Annotated in this window: 17 protein-coding genes; 6 read left to right on the top strand and 11 right to left on the bottom strand. The window is 58.3% G+C overall.

From position 1 onward, the window contains the following. Positions 1-224: 224 nt before the first annotated feature. On the top strand, positions 225-617 hold the full coding sequence (locus AB5I78_RS14440) for a helix-turn-helix domain-containing protein (protein ID WP_369302860.1): 393 nt from the start codon (positions 225-227) through the stop codon (positions 615-617). A gap of 167 nt (positions 618-784) precedes the next feature. Here the strand turns inward: AB5I78_RS14440 and AB5I78_RS14435 are convergent, their stop codons facing one another. From AB5I78_RS14435 to AB5I78_RS14420, 4 genes are all read right to left on the bottom strand, one after another. Further along, a complete protein-coding gene (locus tag AB5I78_RS14435; protein WP_145160723.1) occupies positions 785-2,110 on the bottom strand; it encodes an FAD-binding oxidoreductase in 1,326 nt (441 codons plus the stop codon). A gap of 40 nt (positions 2,111-2,150) precedes the next feature. Continuing rightward, a complete protein-coding gene (locus tag AB5I78_RS14430) occupies positions 2,151-2,819 on the bottom strand; it encodes a haloacid dehalogenase type II (protein ID WP_369302859.1) in 669 nt (222 codons plus the stop codon). A 190-nt stretch (positions 2,820-3,009) separates the two neighbouring features. After that, on the bottom strand, positions 3,010-4,365 hold the full coding sequence (locus AB5I78_RS14425) for an aspartate aminotransferase family protein (RefSeq protein ID WP_369302858.1): 1,356 nt from the start codon (positions 4,363-4,365) through the stop codon (positions 3,010-3,012). Between the two features lie 26 nt (positions 4,366-4,391). Beyond that, positions 4,392-5,372 (bottom strand): phosphotransferase, encoded by a 981-nt coding sequence (locus tag AB5I78_RS14420; protein ID WP_256676421.1) that lies wholly within the window; start codon positions 5,370-5,372, stop codon positions 4,392-4,394. 392 nt (positions 5,373-5,764) lie between these two features. On the opposite strand from AB5I78_RS14420, the gene AB5I78_RS14415 reads away from it, so the two are divergent. Further along, a complete protein-coding gene (locus AB5I78_RS14415; protein WP_145160716.1) occupies positions 5,765-6,448 on the top strand; it encodes a GntR family transcriptional regulator in 684 nt (227 codons plus the stop codon). Positions 6,449-6,795: 347 nt separating this feature from the next. Here the strand turns inward: AB5I78_RS14415 and AB5I78_RS14410 are convergent, their stop codons facing one another. Next, positions 6,796-7,629 carry an NAD(P)H-binding protein gene (locus AB5I78_RS14410; RefSeq protein ID WP_369302857.1) on the bottom strand — a complete coding sequence of 278 codons (834 nt, stop codon included), beginning with the start codon at positions 7,627-7,629 and terminating at the stop codon, positions 6,796-6,798. 199 nt (positions 7,630-7,828) lie between these two features. Here AB5I78_RS14410 and AB5I78_RS14405 point away from each other — a divergent pair, with 199 nt between their 5' ends. Beyond that, complete coding sequence (locus AB5I78_RS14405) at positions 7,829-8,890, top strand: SDR family oxidoreductase (RefSeq protein WP_369302856.1); 1,062 nt, start codon at positions 7,829-7,831, stop codon at positions 8,888-8,890. A gap of 35 nt (positions 8,891-8,925) precedes the next feature. On the opposite strand, the gene AB5I78_RS14400 is transcribed toward AB5I78_RS14405, so the two are convergent. Together AB5I78_RS14400 and AB5I78_RS14395 are read right to left on the bottom strand one after the other, a co-directional pair. Next, a complete protein-coding gene (locus AB5I78_RS14400; protein ID WP_369302897.1) occupies positions 8,926-10,296 on the bottom strand; it encodes a heavy metal sensor histidine kinase in 1,371 nt (456 codons plus the stop codon). Then, entirely contained in the window at positions 10,293-10,964 is a 672-nt protein-coding gene (locus tag AB5I78_RS14395) for a heavy metal response regulator transcription factor (RefSeq protein WP_369302855.1), read from the bottom strand. The genes AB5I78_RS14400 and AB5I78_RS14395 overlap by 4 nt, the downstream gene beginning before the upstream one ends. 146 nt (positions 10,965-11,110) lie before the next feature. On the opposite strand from AB5I78_RS14395, the gene AB5I78_RS14390 reads away from it, so the two are divergent. Both AB5I78_RS14390 and uraH read left to right on the top strand, forming a co-directional pair. Further along, positions 11,111-11,614 (top strand): heme-binding protein, encoded by a 504-nt coding sequence (locus AB5I78_RS14390; protein WP_369302854.1) that lies wholly within the window; start codon positions 11,111-11,113, stop codon positions 11,612-11,614. Between the two features lie 10 nt (positions 11,615-11,624). Next, a complete protein-coding gene (gene uraH, locus AB5I78_RS14385; protein ID WP_145160705.1) occupies positions 11,625-12,035 on the top strand; it encodes a hydroxyisourate hydrolase in 411 nt (136 codons plus the stop codon). A gap of 306 nt (positions 12,036-12,341) precedes the next feature. On the opposite strand, the gene AB5I78_RS14380 is transcribed toward uraH, so the two are convergent. Together AB5I78_RS14380 and AB5I78_RS14375 are read right to left on the bottom strand one after the other, a co-directional pair. After that, positions 12,342-12,923, bottom strand: a complete 582-nt coding sequence (locus AB5I78_RS14380; RefSeq protein WP_242196705.1) for a DedA family protein — start codon at positions 12,921-12,923, stop codon at positions 12,342-12,344. A 357-nt stretch (positions 12,924-13,280) separates the two neighbouring features. Beyond that, on the bottom strand, positions 13,281-13,529 hold the full coding sequence (locus AB5I78_RS14375) for a CsbD family protein (protein WP_145160703.1): 249 nt from the start codon (positions 13,527-13,529) through the stop codon (positions 13,281-13,283). A gap of 217 nt (positions 13,530-13,746) precedes the next feature. Here AB5I78_RS14375 and AB5I78_RS14370 point away from each other — a divergent pair, with 217 nt between their 5' ends. After that, positions 13,747-14,199, top strand: a complete 453-nt coding sequence (locus AB5I78_RS14370) for a PAS domain-containing protein (protein WP_369302853.1) — start codon at positions 13,747-13,749, stop codon at positions 14,197-14,199. A gap of 122 nt (positions 14,200-14,321) precedes the next feature. Here AB5I78_RS14370 and AB5I78_RS14365 read toward each other — a convergent pair whose 3' ends face one another. Further along, positions 14,322-15,293 carry an XdhC family protein gene (locus AB5I78_RS14365; RefSeq protein ID WP_369302852.1) on the bottom strand — a complete coding sequence of 324 codons (972 nt, stop codon included), beginning with the start codon at positions 15,291-15,293 and terminating at the stop codon, positions 14,322-14,324. A 1-nt stretch (position 15,294) separates the two neighbouring features. After that, the gene (locus AB5I78_RS14360) at positions 15,295-16,530 is read right to left on the bottom strand and encodes a cytochrome c (RefSeq protein ID WP_369302851.1); all 1,236 of its coding nucleotides are present in this window, start codon (positions 16,528-16,530) and stop codon (positions 15,295-15,297) included. Positions 16,531-16,532 lie beyond the last annotated feature (2 nt).

Here is a 16,532-nt window from a genome sequence, read left to right as displayed (position 1 = left end):
CCAAGCGTTACCGTTTGGGCTAAGTCATTGAGTTATAGGGTCGGGACGGAGTGATTCGAACACTCGACCCCTGGCACCCCATACATGGTGTAGGCAGATATGCACGTGGCCAAGGCGGCGATACTCCAAGAGTTGAGATCCTTGGTGCGGCCCAGGTTGCCAAATTCCTGTGCTTCGCACGCAGTTATCGCATAGGGGCCGAAACCGACCAACTCCGATTAGGCTTGTTGCACCTCGCCGCTCATGCCGGCGTCATTGTTGAAGGCCCGAAGTACTTGGGGAATGGCGACATTAGCGAACGTACAGGTTTGTCCAAGTCCACGACCAGTCGCCTGACCCAGACGCTTATCCGCAGCGGCATGCTGGTGTACGAGGAAACGGAGATTGCTGACGCCTGCGAAAGCGTGCGACTTCGAGGGTATTGCGCTGCTTCCTGGCAGGCCGAAGTTGTGGCCATTTCCACGCCACTTGGCATACGTAATTATCAGGACCACATATTGAATATCAGCGTATCGACCCCTAAGTCGATTGAAGCAGTGATCGCTCAATATGCCAAACCATTGATGGCGCTGGCTGACAAAATTCGAGCCAGTTTCTTCGATAGCGACGGACGCTAATCACGGGCTGAACAGCCTGGCCAACAAGCCGAATTCAGCCTGCAATAAAAAAGAACGCGGTCAATGGCGGTCGACGGGTGGTGTTCATTTCGCACAAGAAACGGTTCCAGCGGATACTTGAAACGCGAAGGCGCGTTCTCAATACATTTCAACAAAACGGCTTCAACTCAAAAGTCCGCCACCTTACCCCAGGCGGACGTCTGAAAACGGTCTGGGTGATAAGGACGCGGATCAACAATGGGGGTCATACCGCTGACGATATCGGCAATCAGATGACCCGCGCCCGGACCAATACCAAAACCATGCCCGCTAAACCCTGCCGCGATCACCAACCCTGGCAGGCTGGCCATTTCGCCGATACCGGGAACACCGTCCGGCGTACTGTCCACATAGCCGGCCCAGGACGCCTTGATCGACGTTCCTTGCAAAGCCGGCACCAATTGCACCGCGCGCTTGTAAGTCAACGCAACTGTCGAGGCATCAGCGCTTGGATCGAGAATTCGCATTCTCTCCATCGGCGTGGGCTGGTCCAGGCGCCAGCGCTTCAAGCTTTCGTGGCCTGCGTGCCAGCCTTCCAGCCCCCCAAGCGCAAGGTTGCGCCAGCGGCGCTGAAACATCGGCAAGAATTGCGTAGAGAACCCCAGCAACTGCGGAGTGATGTCGACTCGACCTCGTCCGCTGATCGCCAGCGTGTAACCGCCATCGAAGCGGCGGGTCATGGACGCGCCAGCGGTATGCAGCGCACTGGGAATTTCCTGGCTCGGAGCGGTGACCGAAAGAACGGTCTGACGAATCGTCGCTTGCGGGAACCGAATACCGTATTGGCGGCAGAACGACGAAGCCCAGGCGCCGGCGGCAAGCACCGCGAGCCGGGTGCGTATGGTGCCTTTTTCGGTGATCACCGCCGACAATCGACCGCCTTCGGTCTCGACGCCCCGCACGGCGCAATCCTGGTGCACGCTACTGCCCAGTGCCATGATCGCGCATGCGACCGCGGGGGCTGCGCGGGAAGGGTCGGCTATGCCATCGGTGGGCGCAAACACTCCACCCCTCCAAGACGTGCCAGTCGCCCTGCCACGCTCTGCGGCCTGCTCGGCGGTGAGCATCTGGGTTTGCACGTTGACCGTACGCGCAAACTCTCCCCAGCGCGCCCACCCTTCCAGCTCCTCGTCGTTGTTGCTTAGGTAAAGTAAGCCGCACCGCGTAAAACCGGTCTGCTCACCGGTTTGCGCGGCGAATTGCTCCCACAGTTCCAGGCTTTTGGTGGCCATCGGCAACTCACGCGCATCGCGATTCTGCTGACGGCACCAGCCCCAGTTACGGCTTGATTGCTCGGCGCCTATGCGGCCCTTTTCGACCAGGGCGACCTTCATGCCGCGTCTGGCAAGATAATAGGCGGTGAAGGCGCCGATGATACCGCCGCCGATCACGACCACATCAGCCTCTGCCGGCAGATCGGCAGAGGTATGCACGGGAATTAAGGGTGCTGGCATGTTCTAGTTATCCAAATGGGGTCAGAAGAGTGACCTGTTGCTAAAGCCCGACCAGTCCGGCCAGCCCGCCGATATCCGGGATCTGGTGGTAGCCGAATACAGCATTGGCCGGCTGTTCATGCCCCCGGGCCACGAAGGCTTTGTGCTTGATCTTCATGTCGTGGGCCGACATCAGGTCATAGCGAAAGCTCGATGAAACATGCAGCACATCCTCCGGCCTGCAGCCCAGGTTATCGAGCATGAACTCGAAAGCCGCCAGACGTGGTTTGTAGGCCTGGGCCTGCTGGGCGGTGAAGACCTTGTGAAACGGTGCGCCGAGCTTGTCGACGTTGGACATGATTTGTTCGTCCATGGCGTTGGAAAAAATCACCAGGGGAATCTTGCCGGCGATTTTCGCCAGACCCGCCGGCACGTCGGGATGCGGTCCCCAGGTCGGCACGGCGTCGTAGTACACCTGGCCTTCGTCGCGGTATTCGATGCCCCAACGCTTGCACGTGCGCGCCAAGGCTATCTTGAGAATCTGGTCATAAGGCAGCCAGTCACCCATGACCTGGTCCAAGCGATAGGCCGCGTAGTCCTTGATGAACTGGTCCATTCGCTCAGCCGGGATGCGGTCGGCAAACAGATCGCGCGTCAGGGCTGCGGTTTTGAAGTTGGTCAATGTGCCGTAGCAGTCGAAGGTAATGTACTTGGGGCGAAGAACGCTCATGAATGCGGTCCTTAATCAGTGCTGAAGTCATTACGGCGCAAGCCGCTGTGGGGTGCCGAGCATCCGGCCCTCATGAATTTATTACATCACCATGAGGCCGTGCATAAGCGCTTAAACGCGGGGTTACTTGGTACAAACTACCGTTTTAAAGGCACGCCCCAGCAGCTTTATCGAGGCACCGGGGTGGGCTTTACAACTCGGCAAAAGCGCTTTCCAAGGCGTCCAGCAGCCGACCCGCCTCCCTTGCTGTCCAGATCAAGGGCGGGCGAATTTTCAGAATGCTCGCATCGGGTCCGGTCGCAGAAATGAGCACGCGTTTGTCCCGCAGATGGTTGACCAGGCGCAAAGCGGTCTGCATGTCCGGCGTTTTGCTGGCCCGGTCCTTTACCAGCTCGACCGCGAAGTACATGCCGGTGCCTCGCACGTCGCCAATCTGCTCGTACCGGGCAGCCAGGTCGTTGAGACCCGCCATGATCAGGCTGCCCACACGGTTGGCGTTGGCCATCAACTGCTCTTCGGTAATGACATCCAGCGTCGCCTGAGCGGCCGCAATCGCGACGCTGTTGCCGCCAAACGTATTGAAATAGCGCATGTCGCGACCGAAGCTTGCGACCACTTCCGGACGCACCATCAATCCCGCCACTGGGTAGCCGTTGCCCATGGGTTTGCCCATGGTGATGATGTCCGGCACCACCGCGTGGCGTTGATGCCCCCAGAAATGCGTGCCGCTGCGACCAAACCCCGACTGGACCTCATCGGCGATGAACAGGCCTCCCGCCTTGCGCACCACCTCGGCGATCGGCCCGAATACATCGACCGGATCACAGAACAGGCCATCGGACGAAAACAGGCAGTCGGCAATGAACGCCGCGACTCCCCCCCCATGGCGTTGGATATCGCGGATCTGCGCCGCCACTTGGTCGGCCATATAGCGGCCCAGTGCTTCACGTGGGATGCGATAGGAATCCGGAGCAGGCACCCGGCGCACGAACGGGTCGAGCTTGGCATTGATACCCAGCGACGGCGAAAAGGCTGCCACGGTCGCCGAGTTGCCGTGGTAGGCCTCGGCGGTGACGATGACGCCCGTATTGCCGGTGTGATGCCGTGCAATGCGGATGGCAAGATCGTTGGCTTCCGAACCACTGCAGGTGAACATCAAGTGCCCTTCGGCGGCCATCTCTCCGTCCGCCGTGGCGCGCAGCTGTTCGGCGTAGTCAAGAATGCCGTCCTGCATGTACCGAGTGTGGCTGCACAGCTTATTCATCTGTTCAGTGACCGCAGCGATAACGCGCGGATGGCAATGCCCCAACGACACCACGTTGTTGTAGGCGTCCAGGTACTCGTTGCCGTCCTTATCGTACAGGTAAGCCCCTTCGCCACGCACAACCCCCACCGGCTCGTTGTAGAACAACCGATAGGCGGGCCCCAGCAAATCGATCCGACGCTGAATATGTTCACGTGCAGCAGGGTCCAGGCGATCGGCGTTGGCAGGGTTGAAGCCGTTAGGCATGTCACCACGGACAGCCCGGATATTTGAGTTGCTCATTTAAACCCCCCTAAGCAATGGATGAATCAGTCGGCGAAGTGCATCAAAAGCGCTGACATCTGTGACGGTGACCGGTTAAGCATCCAATCCAACTGGCCCCATCCCGGAGCGGCATTCCTTAAGATGTAGGCGCTGTTCTGCGGGAAAAGCTGCGAGCGCCAGGTGGTAATCAACGCTCTGGCAACCAGGCGTGCCATGGCCAGGTGCGGGATAAGGGCCAGCTCCTCTGGCGTCAGGTCGGCGACCCGCAGGTAACCTCTGAGCAGATCCTTGGCGGGGGCAAAAATATCGAGGTCCTGGCCGGGTTGCACCGCGAGCAACTGGTTCATCATGGCTGTAGACACATCGATGGCAATAGCGGTCTTGACCGTGTCGCCGAAATCGATGATCGCTCCGACACATTGCGGGCGATGCGCATCGATGACGATGTTCGAGGTATTGAAGTCGTTATGCAGCACTTGTTGTCGGCACCCAGCGATCAAGCCCTCCACCTCGCCAAAGCGTTCGAGTGCCCGCTCCAGCGAGTGCCGGCGCGCGGGCTCGACGACACCGTTGAGCATCGGCTCAAGCATCCGCAGGTGCTGCACATCCCAGCAGACCTTGCGCGATTCTGCCGGGTGGGTAAAGTCGGCAGTGGCCAGCCTCAGGTGCGCAAGCAATTGGCCGATCTGCTCGCGCCCCAGGGAGTTGAGGGTGGTTTTATCCAATGGTGTGCCTGGCATAAAGCTCAGAAGCCTCACCTGCCTTGACTCACCACTTTCAGTTACTACGGTGGTCAGGTACCTGTCGTCCAGTGCGGGGTAAACCCTGGGGATCGGTAACTGAGGCGCCCTGCGCCCAATATGCTGCATCACTTCGATTTGCAGCGAGAGCTCAACGGGCGCTTCCTGCGGGTTGGCGATCTTGAGCACGTAGGATTGGCCGCTTGAACAATCGCAGCGAAACGTATCGTCTTTTTCCGTGGCAAATCGCGTCAACTGCGCGCTGATACCAAACTGCTCCAGCACAATACGCCGGCCTTCCTCAAGCGACACTGGCGTGAAAGGCGCCGCCAAATCTCCCTGTAAGGCGACAAGGCTTTCGCTGGACTCATCTTTCCCAATTACTTGCATTGCCGGACTCCTGGGCGTGGAAAGCCATGCATGGCACGACATCGATGCAAATATATTGTGCTACAATTATTTTAATTGGAAGGAAATATTTCGAGACTCTAGCTGGATTTCAGGTGAGAAATTTAAAAAAACAATAATAATCAATAGTTTATGATTGTTTTAAAAACTCAAAAAAAATATAGTTGTTGCACAACTTATAAGAAGGCTAGCGACCTCGCTGGTGAGCGTCACCGCGAGCGTATTAGAATCGCTCGCTCTACCGAGCCCCAACCCTCGTCGTGGTTAACATGATTTTTTCCAGCACGAACATTGAAACATCCCCAGTCAAGCTCTCAGCGGTCGAAGCTCTGGCTGCAAAGCTCAAGGCCAGGATCCTGAACGGTGACTTCGAGCCAGGCGAATTCCTGCGAGACGTCAAGATGGCGGATGAGTACGAAGTGGCGCGCAACACGTTTCGCAGCGCAGCACAGCTGCTGGTGTCATTCGGCTTGTTGCTGAAAGTACCTCATCGCGGGTTCTGCATACCCGAGTTCGGCCCGGATGACATCGTCGATATTGCTCGGCTGCGCGGGGTACTGGAAACTGAAGCGGTGCGCATGATTATCCTCAATGGCACGGTTCCAGCTGACGCGCTGGACGCCGTTGAAAGATTGCGCAATGCCGCACCCGACACTCCACGCTCAGACATTGTCACCGCCGATGGTGACTTCCACCGAGCCATCATCCGCGCCAGTGGCAGCGCACGCCTGCAGCGCAGCTATGCCATGCTGGAGAGCGAGATTGAGCTGCTGCTAGTACTACAACAGCCCTGTTATGAGGACCCCAAGCAAATCGTCGAGGACCATGAGCACTTGATAGCCTGCCTTCGCAGTCGCGACTTCGAAACAGCCCGTACAGCGTTTGTCGAGCATTGGGAGGACTTGAGCGCCAAGCTATTACGCGCACAGTTCGAGCGACGACAATCGCTTTGAACAACAATAAAAGTGCAGAATGTGGCTGGAATGCTTGATGCAGTACTCAGTGATGATACTGCTGAAGGAGGAGTTCTGCGTGCAGATCTGGTCAACCAAGCGCGCTTGTCTTCAAGGGAATGGAACCCTCTTTGCTATCGAACAGTCCGCTTCGCCCGAGCAGCTTCCTCACGAGCCCCTTACCCTGCTAACCGACTGAGAGCTCCTGCAACAACCACCTCCATTGAGCAGCTCATTACGGCAACCAGGCCATGCCCATCCACGACAGGACCATGACTCTGTGAGCCAACCTTCAACAAGCGCCACCCCCTTAAAATGTGGTGGCGGCGCGAAGGATCTACTAATAATTAAGCGCGAAGAGCCAACGCGACCAATTCCTTCATCGGTATCGATGGACGGCCAATCAACGTTGATAAAACACCTCCATCATCAAACAGCGCTCCGCGGGACGCCGCGGCATCTGCGTCAGCCAGCAGGGCGGCAAGATCAGCAGGAAGCCCAAAATCAACCAGCAATTTTGCGTAGTCCTGCTCAGGAAGATCGTTGTAGACCACAGGCTTGCCGGACTGACGGGAGACCTCAGCCGCCAGTTCGGCCAGGGTGAAGGCCTGATCGGCTGCCAGCTCATATATTTCGCCTGCATGGCTGCCTTTGGTCAGGACCGCCGCTGCCGCCGCTGCGTAATCTTTACGCGCCGCCGAGGAAAAGCGTCCGTACTTTGCAGAGCCTACGAATGCACCATGCTCAAGTGCAGCAGACAACGCGTATAAGTGGTTTTCAGTGTACCAACCGTTGCGCAGGATGACGGCTGGAAGCCCGGACGCAGCGATCGCTTCTTCAGTTTGTCGGTGTTCTATCGCGAGCTGAGCGGTCGATGAATCGGCGTGTAACATACTGGTGTAAGCCAGCAGTGAAACGCCCGCCTGTTTCGCCGCATCAATGACGGCACGGTGTAAAGGCAGCCGCCCGTTTACTTCGCTAGAGGAAATCAAAATAAGCTTTTCCACTCCCTCAAACGCGCGGGCTAATGTTTCAGGCCTTGCGTAGTCTGCCTCGCGTACAACCACTCCGCGTTCAGCCAGGTCTTGTGCCTTCGCAGGATTGCGGACCGCCGCGATAATGCGAGAACCCGGCGCGCTCTTCAAAAGCTGACCAACATCCGGGAATATGTTGACACGCAAGCGCTGGCACGGGCCTCAGAGGGCGTCGCGAGCCCCAAACACTGAGCCCCAGGGACCACCATTAACGGAGGCGACCCGCAAAGGGCTTATATATTGGTGTTGAGCTTGCCGCCATTCGACGATTACTTGCGCGCACTCCAGTTTAGATTGAACCTCCGTTGCTCAGGTGGACTCCCAACTCTAAATCTAGGAGGAACTCATGAGCCAAACAGCTTTAGTCGTCGGCGCCAGCGGCATCGTTGGCAGCGCCATCACTCAGTTACTGATCGACAACAAGTGGCAGGTCGCCGCGCTATCAAGGCACCCGTCGCAATCGCAAGGCGTGATCCCCATCGCGGCAGACCTCCAGGATCCTGCCTCGCTGGAACATGCGCTTGCGGATCTGAAACCTACTCATGTGTTCATCACCACATGGTCGCGGCAAGCCACGGAGGCGGAAAACATTCGCGTCAATGCCGCCATGGTTCGCAACGTGCTGGCCGCCGTTCGACCCGCCAAGAGCGTTGAGCACGTAGCACTGGTTACTGGCCTGAAACACTACCTCGGCCCGTTCGAAGCCTATGGTAAAGGCAGCCTTCCGCAAACACCGTTTCGCGAAGAGCAGGATCGTCTGAATGTCGAGAATTTCTATTACGCCCAGGAGGACGAACTTTTCGCCGCGGCTGAAAAGGACGGCTTCACCTGGAGCGTTCACCGCCCGCATACCGTCACCGGGGTTGCCGTAGGCAACGCAATGAATATGGCGACCACCCTCGCCGTCTACGCCTCGGTTTGCAAACAGACGAATCGCCCTTTTGTATTTCCGGGATCAAGAGTGCAGTGGGACAGCCTCACCGATATGACGGATGCACGGCAGTTGGCGAAACAACAACTGTGGGCGGCCACCACGCCGGCGGCAGCCAACCAGGCATTCAACGTGACTAATGGCGATGTGTTTCGCTGGAAATGGATGTGGGGCCGAATTGCCGAATACTTCGACGTGCCTGCTGCCGATTATCCTGCCTCACTCTCACCGCTTGAGCAGCAAATGGCTGACGACCAAGCGGTGTGGACGCAAATAGTCGCGGAGCACGGCTTGAAAGAAGCTGATATTGGTCGCCTGATATCCCCATGGCATACCGATGCAGACCTTGGTCGACCCATCGAAGTCGTCACTGATATGTCGAAAAGCCGTGCAATGGGCTTCACCGCCTACCAGGCGAGCGATCAAGCATTTTTCGATGTGTTCGACAAACTCCGCAAGATGCGCTTGATCCCCTAGGTCGTGCCACAACGGATAGGCTTAAGGGCATTCGCTTAAGCCTTCTGTAGCACAAACACCAAGCAAAAGCGTGTACCTGCTCCAGTGCTCTCAACGGTTACCCGCCCGCCATGCAATTGCATAATTGAACGGACGATTGCTAACCCCAAGCCACCAGAATCGTCCGGCTGATTGCGTGACGGGTCGCACCGGTAGAAGCGCTCAAACAACCGAGGTAGATGTTGCGCCGAAATCGGCGGGCCTTGGTTGTGCACAGTGACTTCGATCCTGTCCTCCCACACCACACTGCTAATCGTCACTGCGCTAGCAGTAGCGCCATAACGCAGCGCGTTGGACAGCAGGTTAGCCAATGCTCGACGGACCAGGGCCGGATCAGCACGCACGTGGTCATGGGCCTGATTGATCAGCGTGACGTCACGCTCTTGCGCCACGCCTTCAAAATACTCACACAGTTGCTGGACTAGATCGTGCAGGTTGATGAGCTCATCACTCACCGATGCATGCGACTGCTCGTTACGAGCGAGAAACAGCATGCTGTCGATCATTCGCGCCAGACGCTCATATTCTTCCTGATTGGAAACCAGCAGGTTCTGGTAGTCCTCAATTGAACGACCATGCCTGAGCGATTGTTGGGTATGCCCCATCAGGTTAGTGAGCGGGGTGCGCATTTCATGGGCGAGATCCTCTGAGAATCGTGAGAGCTGGGCGAAGCCCTCTTCAAGGCGTGCGAGCATTTGATTAAGCGCCTGGCTGAGCACTTGCAGTTCACTGAATTCGTTGAACTCATCCAGCCGCAAATGCAGATGGTGTGCATCAATGGCAGCAGCACGCTTGGCCAGCAGGCGCACAGGTCGTAAGCCTCGCTGACTGACCCACCCGCCGAGTACAAAAGCCAGCAGCGCGCCGACCGACATCGCGAGCCAGAGCTTGAGTCGGTAAGCCCCCAGCATTTGCTCGCGCTCGTTCAACAACTTGCCAGCAATCAGGGTCAAGCCGCGATCACCCTGCATGACATGCTGCCAGGCAAGCCGCACCGGCACCGAAGTGTCACCGTCACCCACCTGAGCCTGGGCTGCAGCCGGTAACCTGGGCAAGCTCATGCTGACGGGGTTGATTTCGATCAGCACCTGGCCTGTGTCATCGATGATCCACAGCAGGTTGTCGCGATTGCCCAGCATGTTTTCGTATAGCTTGGGCCGATTTCTGAGTTGCTCGACGCTGACACTGTCGTTGATCAACGCCTGCATGCGCTCCAGGCGCCCGAGCAGGGCCTGGTCATCGCGCCAGGCGATTTCTCGCTGTAACGACTGATAAAGATAAAAACCAATGGAGCCCAGCAGCAGCGCACTGACCAACGCGAACATGACCGCCAGGCGCAGGCTCAGGGCGCGCGGAAACAGTTTCAGGATTGCACCTCAAGCATGTAGCCGATGCCACGCACTGTCTGTATCAACTTGAGCGGGTAAGGATCGTCAACCTTGGCGCGCAGTCGCCGGATGGCGACGTCGACCACATTGGTATCACTGTCAAAGTTCATCTGCCAGATCTGCGAAGCAATCAACGAGCGCGATAGCACCTCCCCTTCACGGCTGACCAGCAGGTGCAACAGGGCAAACTCCTTGTTGGTCAAGGTAAGGCGCTCTCCCCCGCGCGTAACTTTACGCCGCAACAGATCCAGGCTCAGGTCTGCAACCAGGAACTGCTCGACCTCACGTGGCGGCCCCCTGCGCAGCAGAGTACGTACGCGCGCCAACAACTCGGCATAGGAAAAAGGTTTGACCAGGTAATCATCGGCCCCTGACTCAAGCCCCTTGACCCGATCCTCCACAGAGTCCCTGGCAGTCAGAAAAAGCACCGGGGTTTGCCACTTGCGCCGAATAATCTGCAGCAATTGCCATCCGTCCAGGCCCGGCAGCATGACGTCCAGGATGATCAGGTCGAACTCACTTTCCTGCGCCAGATACTGGCCCTCCAGGCCATCCAGGGCGACTTCCACCACGTAACCCGATTCAGTCAGGGCTTTGTGCAGGTAGTCCGCTGTTTTCGCTTCATCTTCTACAACCAGGATACGCATCTTTTCCTCCGGAACTGGCGCATAGGCTAGCGCGCCCGCGCGTTTTGGCACATTACATCTTGGTAATCATCAGGCAATCATTCTGACGGAGTGCACGGGGCATCATGCCTGGCCATGACTCAGCCAGACCAATCAAAGGACAAAGCATGCGTATACGCCTATCGACCTCATTGCTGATGTCACTCGCAATGAACTCAGCGCTCGCCGTTGCAGCCCCGGATCAAGTGCTGCAGCGCAACGACGTGTCACTGGCAATGGCCAATGATTTGCTGAACGCCGCGCTGACAGCCTGTCATGCCGATGGCCGTACAGGTGTTGCTGCCATTGTCGACCGTGGGGGCAATCTGGTCGCCTTACAGCGTGACGATAACGTGGGCCCACACAACACATTAGCCGCCCAACGCAAGGCCTATACCGCCCTATCGACCAAGACGCCAACACGACTATTGGCAGAGCGTGCCCGCAGCACCCCCGATGCGCAAAACCTCAACACCCTGCATGAGCTATTGCTGCTGGGCGGCGGCGTGCCGTTGCTGTTTGAAGGGCAAGTCATTGGCGCGATCGGCGTGGCCGGTGCCGGTGGTGCAGCAAACGATGAAGGTTGCGCATCGGCCGCTATCAACAAAATCTTACCTACCGTCAAAAACTAAGGACATCATCATGACTGGATTAAAAACGTTCTTCGCGGGCCTTGTATTGAGTGTCGTATCGTCACTGGCGTTAGCGGCAGGAAACCCGCTCAGCGTGCATGTACTCAACTTACAAGATGGTCTGCCCTCCCCTGGCGTCAATGTCACGCTGGAAAAACAGGACGGCAAAAGCTGGAACATGCTCAACAGCGCCGCGACAAATGAGCAAGGGCGTATTCCCGGGTTGTACCCCGATGGTCAGGCGCTGGAGAAAGGCACCTACCGTGTCACCTTCAAAACCGGGGAGTGGTTCAAAGCGCACAAAGTTGCAAGTTTCTTTCCGGAGGTACCGGTCATTTTTGAGGTAGACGGGACACTTTCGCACTACCACATCCCATTACTGCTCAGCCCCTACGGTTTCTCTACCTACAGAGGCAATTGAGCGTCGACCCGACAGAGCAACAACGCCGCCCCTCATCTCATGGGCGGCCTTTCTTTTTGATTATTTTGCATCACCAACCACCTTGATATCGAAGGCGCAGGCGACCCGTTCATGACAGTAAGCATGACCGTACGCAGCACAGCAAAAAAGTTACCTCGCCCAGACAGTGTCCGCCGCTGTGTCGATAGCCGTTGCGCGGTGCCTGCTTCCAACCCCGGCTCAGACGAGCAGCCCACATCGAAAAAAAGCACACCTGGAACGCTTTGCTTAGTCATGGGCCGACGAAGAGCCTGGATGACCACTCCCTCAGCGGTGCAACGCCTTGGTCCGGCGGCGCAAATACCGCACCAGCGCCGCAAGGGCTACAAGTGCTACCACCCCGATGAAGATTGGCAGGCGATACGGTCTCAGATCGCCAAAGAAATGCTGCAATGCTTCGCCAGCCCAATAGCCGGCGCTGACGAACAGAGTGGCCCAGATCGCCGCACTCAAAACATTGATCAGGGCGAAACGCCAGGGTGCCAGACCGCTTGCACCGATCACCATAGGCCCCACCAAGCGCATTCCGTAGAGAAAGCGCACAGCGAATACAGACGTCATGGGGTAGCGATGGATAAGGCGCTCCACCCGTTGAATGGCAGACTGGTGACGCTTCAGTTTGGGCAGCAGGCGACTCCCGGAATAACGTCCGGTCCAGAACAGTAACTGATCGCCGAGTATGCCGCCCAACGTGGCCCAGCCGATCACATGCAGCCATTGCAGAGTGCCCTGGTGTGCAGCCATACCGCCGAGGAGCAAAACTGTTTCGCCTTCCAGCAGGCAGCCCACGAAGATGACCCAGTAGCCGTAGACGGCAATCAGCGCGTTGAGGTCGAGATGTTCGAACATGGGCATTCCTAGATGCGGTGGAGGCAATGGCGGCATCATTGCATTTGTTTGACCCAGCGTTAATGGGCATAAACAGATCTGTTCCTCGATCGATTCACGCCAATGCTTTAGCAGTCACGTTCGACGCCTTGGCTAGCTGGGTATGCGCCCCGCCGAGCCATGCCTCGGTGATTGACCTAAGGTCGGTGGCCAGTTGATCCGAGTGATTGTCTTATCCATTGCGCTGCGCCTTACCAATAAATAGATATGGGCAGGCTTGCAGGCCTATAAGCACTTGGGAATATCAGGCCCTCGCACAGCCAAAGCAAACGCCCTGGGCAGTGCGAGGGAAAGCTGTAGAAGCCCTGTCCTTGCGGCTTAGCGGCGCAAGAGACGGTCTAGTACAAGCAGGGCTATTGCGCCGATGGCCAGTGCAGCAACCGGTTTTTCCTTAACGAACGTAGACACGCTGTCGAGTGCATCGCCATAGGTTTGGGTCAGCTGGCCAGAAGCTTGACGTCCAGCGCCTTCAGCTTGCAGCTTCGAATCACCCATCAGCTTTCCGACCGCGCTCTGCGCCTTGCCGGCCAACTTCTCTGCAACACCTTCTACCTGTTCACTCTTCATATTCATAAACCTTCGTGTCAGTGGGACGCTCAAAAAAACCCACTGCGATGGCGCCACGTTCAACACCATCGCAGCCAAGGGATGTGGACAGAAAAGTTGACCGGTGGTGAAGAGTCGGAGTTCCACTTTTAATGACCACCGCTCGTCAGTGACGCCCCGAACGCGCTCAACCGCCAAGTTGTCCTAGAATGATCTGAATTTCGCCGAGGCGCTAAAAATGATCGATGCAGAACTGCTGAAACTGATGATTGAAACCTCGGACGATGGCATTGTCATTGCGGAGCAGGAAGGCGATGAGCATATCCTGATCTACGCTAACCCCGCCTTTATGCGCCTTACCGGCTACAGCACTGACGAAACGCTGTATCAGGACTGCCGCTTCCTGCAGGGTGACGACCGAGACCAGGCGGGCTTGGTTGCGATCCGCGAGGCGATCAAGTCGCATCAGCCCTGCCGGCAGATCATTCGCAACTACCGTAAGGACGGCAGTGCCTTCTGGAATGAGCTATCGATTACTCCCGTGTTTAACAAGGCAGATCAGCTCACCTATTACATCGGCATCCAGAAGGATGTCAGCGTCGAAGTTGCGGCCAGCGAACGCGTGCGCGAACTTGAAGCGCAAGTCGCCAGCTTGAAAGCTCAACTGGATCAATCGCATAGGCTGTCATAGGGCAACCCCAGGTAATGCGCGGTCGGCACCCTCACGGCTGCTGGCGTAGTTGACGATCACGCTGGCGCCGTCCTGGGCCAATTGCTCGGCAATCGCCGCGCCGTTACCCTTGGAAGCGCCGGTCAGAGTCGATCCCGCGCGATGCCGCTACGCGTGCGAAGAATATCGGCCAGCACCGCCAACGCGATTTCCGCCGGGGTTTTGCTGCCCAGGTTCAAACCGATAGGCGCATGGATGCGCGCCAATTCGGCCTCGCCCAACCCGCCAATCCTTCGCAGGCGCTCGAAGCGCTTTTGTGAGGTGCGCATCGAACCCATTACGCCGATGTAAAACGCGTCGGTGCGCACCGCCTCCATCATTGCCAGATCATCAATACGCGGATCATGAGTCAACGCGACCACCGCCGTGTCGCTGTGGCAGCCGCCGTCAGCGATGAACACCGACGGCAGCTGGCGTCGCATCTCGACGTTGTGCAGCACCACGCCTTCGAGCACCTCGTCGCGGGGATCGCACAAAATCACCTCAAACCCCAGGCCCACGGCAAACTCGGCGCAAGCCTGGGCAACACTGGAATAGCCCGCCAGCAACAAACGCTGCGCCGCGCCGACGCGCACACGCACCCGGTCGATCTCGCGCTCGATGCGCGCGCCCTGCTCGCTGTCTGCACACACGCGGCGCGCACCGCTGGCCAGCTCGACTTCGCGGATCAATCGGCGCTGGCCCAGCAACGCGCACTCCAGCTCGCGCAGATGGGCCTGGACCTCGCAGTCCGGCGCAAGCTTTTCCACCAGCACATCAAGCACGCCGCCACAGGGCAGGCTGACTCGCGAGCGCGGGTCCTCGCCTTCGCCGTAACGAACGGCGTTGACTGCCTGTTCGAACGCGCCTTCGGCTACCCGCTCAAGAAAGTCTTCCTCAACGCAGCCGCCCGACAGCGAGCCGATCCATTGCCCGCTCACGTTCACTGCCAGCAACGAACCCGGCGCACGGGGCGCCGAGCCGTAGGTGGCGAGCACCGTGCACAGCCAAACCGGCTGGCCGGCCGTCGACCATTCCAGCGCCCGGCGAATGACTTGCAGATCCAGATGCTGCATGTCAGTGCGCCTTGTGCTCGGCTGGTGGTGCATCGGCCTGCAGCTTCTGCACGTCGCTGACCGCCAGCTCACTCGACTGACCGCCCCAACCCTGGCGCAGATAGTTGAGCAGATCGGTCAGCTGTGCCTGATTGAGCTTGTCGGCAAAGCCCGGCATCGGTTGCATGCGTTCGAACCCGGTGAATGTCTGCTCGCCGATGCCGTCCTCGATCACCCGCAACAGGTTGCGCGGATCGTCCAGGCGCAGCGTGGTGTTGCCGCGCATGGCCACGGCGATGTGCGGTTTGCCCTCGCCGTTCGGCGCGTGGCAACCGGCGCACACGTTCAGGTAATCCTGACGACCGCGTTGGGCGCTTGGGCTCATTTTGTCGAGCGGCACTTCGGTCAACACTGCGGCGGTTGGGGCGGGATCGCCGAGCAGGTAAGTGGCCATTGCCGCCAGGTCCGGGTCACTCAGGCCCTGGGTGCTGTTGTGGAACACCGGGAACATCTCGTTGAACATCGTGCCCTGGGCGCTCATGCCGTGCTTGAGGAAGGTGCTCAGGTCCTGTTGATTCCAGCCGCGAGCGGCCAGGTCAGTGACCAACAGGCTCGGTGCCAAATAGCCGTTGAGCAGGCCGCCGGTCAGGCGTTTATCCTGCTGCATGGCGCCAGGCAACCCGCGTGGGGTGTGGCATTCGCCGCAGTGACCGAGCACTTCGACCATGTATTCACCACGCTTGAAGGTTTCGCTTTTGCCCTCGGCCGGCGCGAGTTTCACGTCTTTGGCGTAGAGCAGGTTCCAGCCCATCAGGCCCAGGCGCACGTTGAACGGGAAACTCAGGCGAGTGACCGGCGCCGCACGTTCAATCGGCTCGATGGTTTTCAGGTACGCATGGATCGCGTCCGAATCTGCGCGCGGCATCAGGTGATAGGAGGTGTACGGCATCGCCGGGTACAGGTTCGCACCATCGCGGCGTTTGCCTTCGGTGAGCGCGGCGAAGAATTCGTCATCGTTGTACAAACCAATGCCGTGCGCTTTGCTCGGGGTGATGTTGGTGCCATAGATGGTGCCAAACGGCGACACAATCGGCAGGCCACCCGCAAACGGCGCGCCGCCTGGTGCGGTGTGGCAGGCCATGCAGTCAGCGGCGCGGGCGAGGTATTCGCCGCGCTTGACTTGATCATCCGCGTGCACCAACAACACCGGCGCAGCCAGACCAACTGCCAATGCCAGGCGGGACAGTAGAGGCTTCATGC

The organism is Pseudomonas sp. N2-3-1-14 (assembly GCF_041228395.1).
Classification (GTDB): domain Bacteria; phylum Pseudomonadota; class Gammaproteobacteria; order Pseudomonadales; family Pseudomonadaceae; genus Aquipseudomonas.
This window is presented reverse-complemented; position numbering and strand designations above follow the sequence as displayed.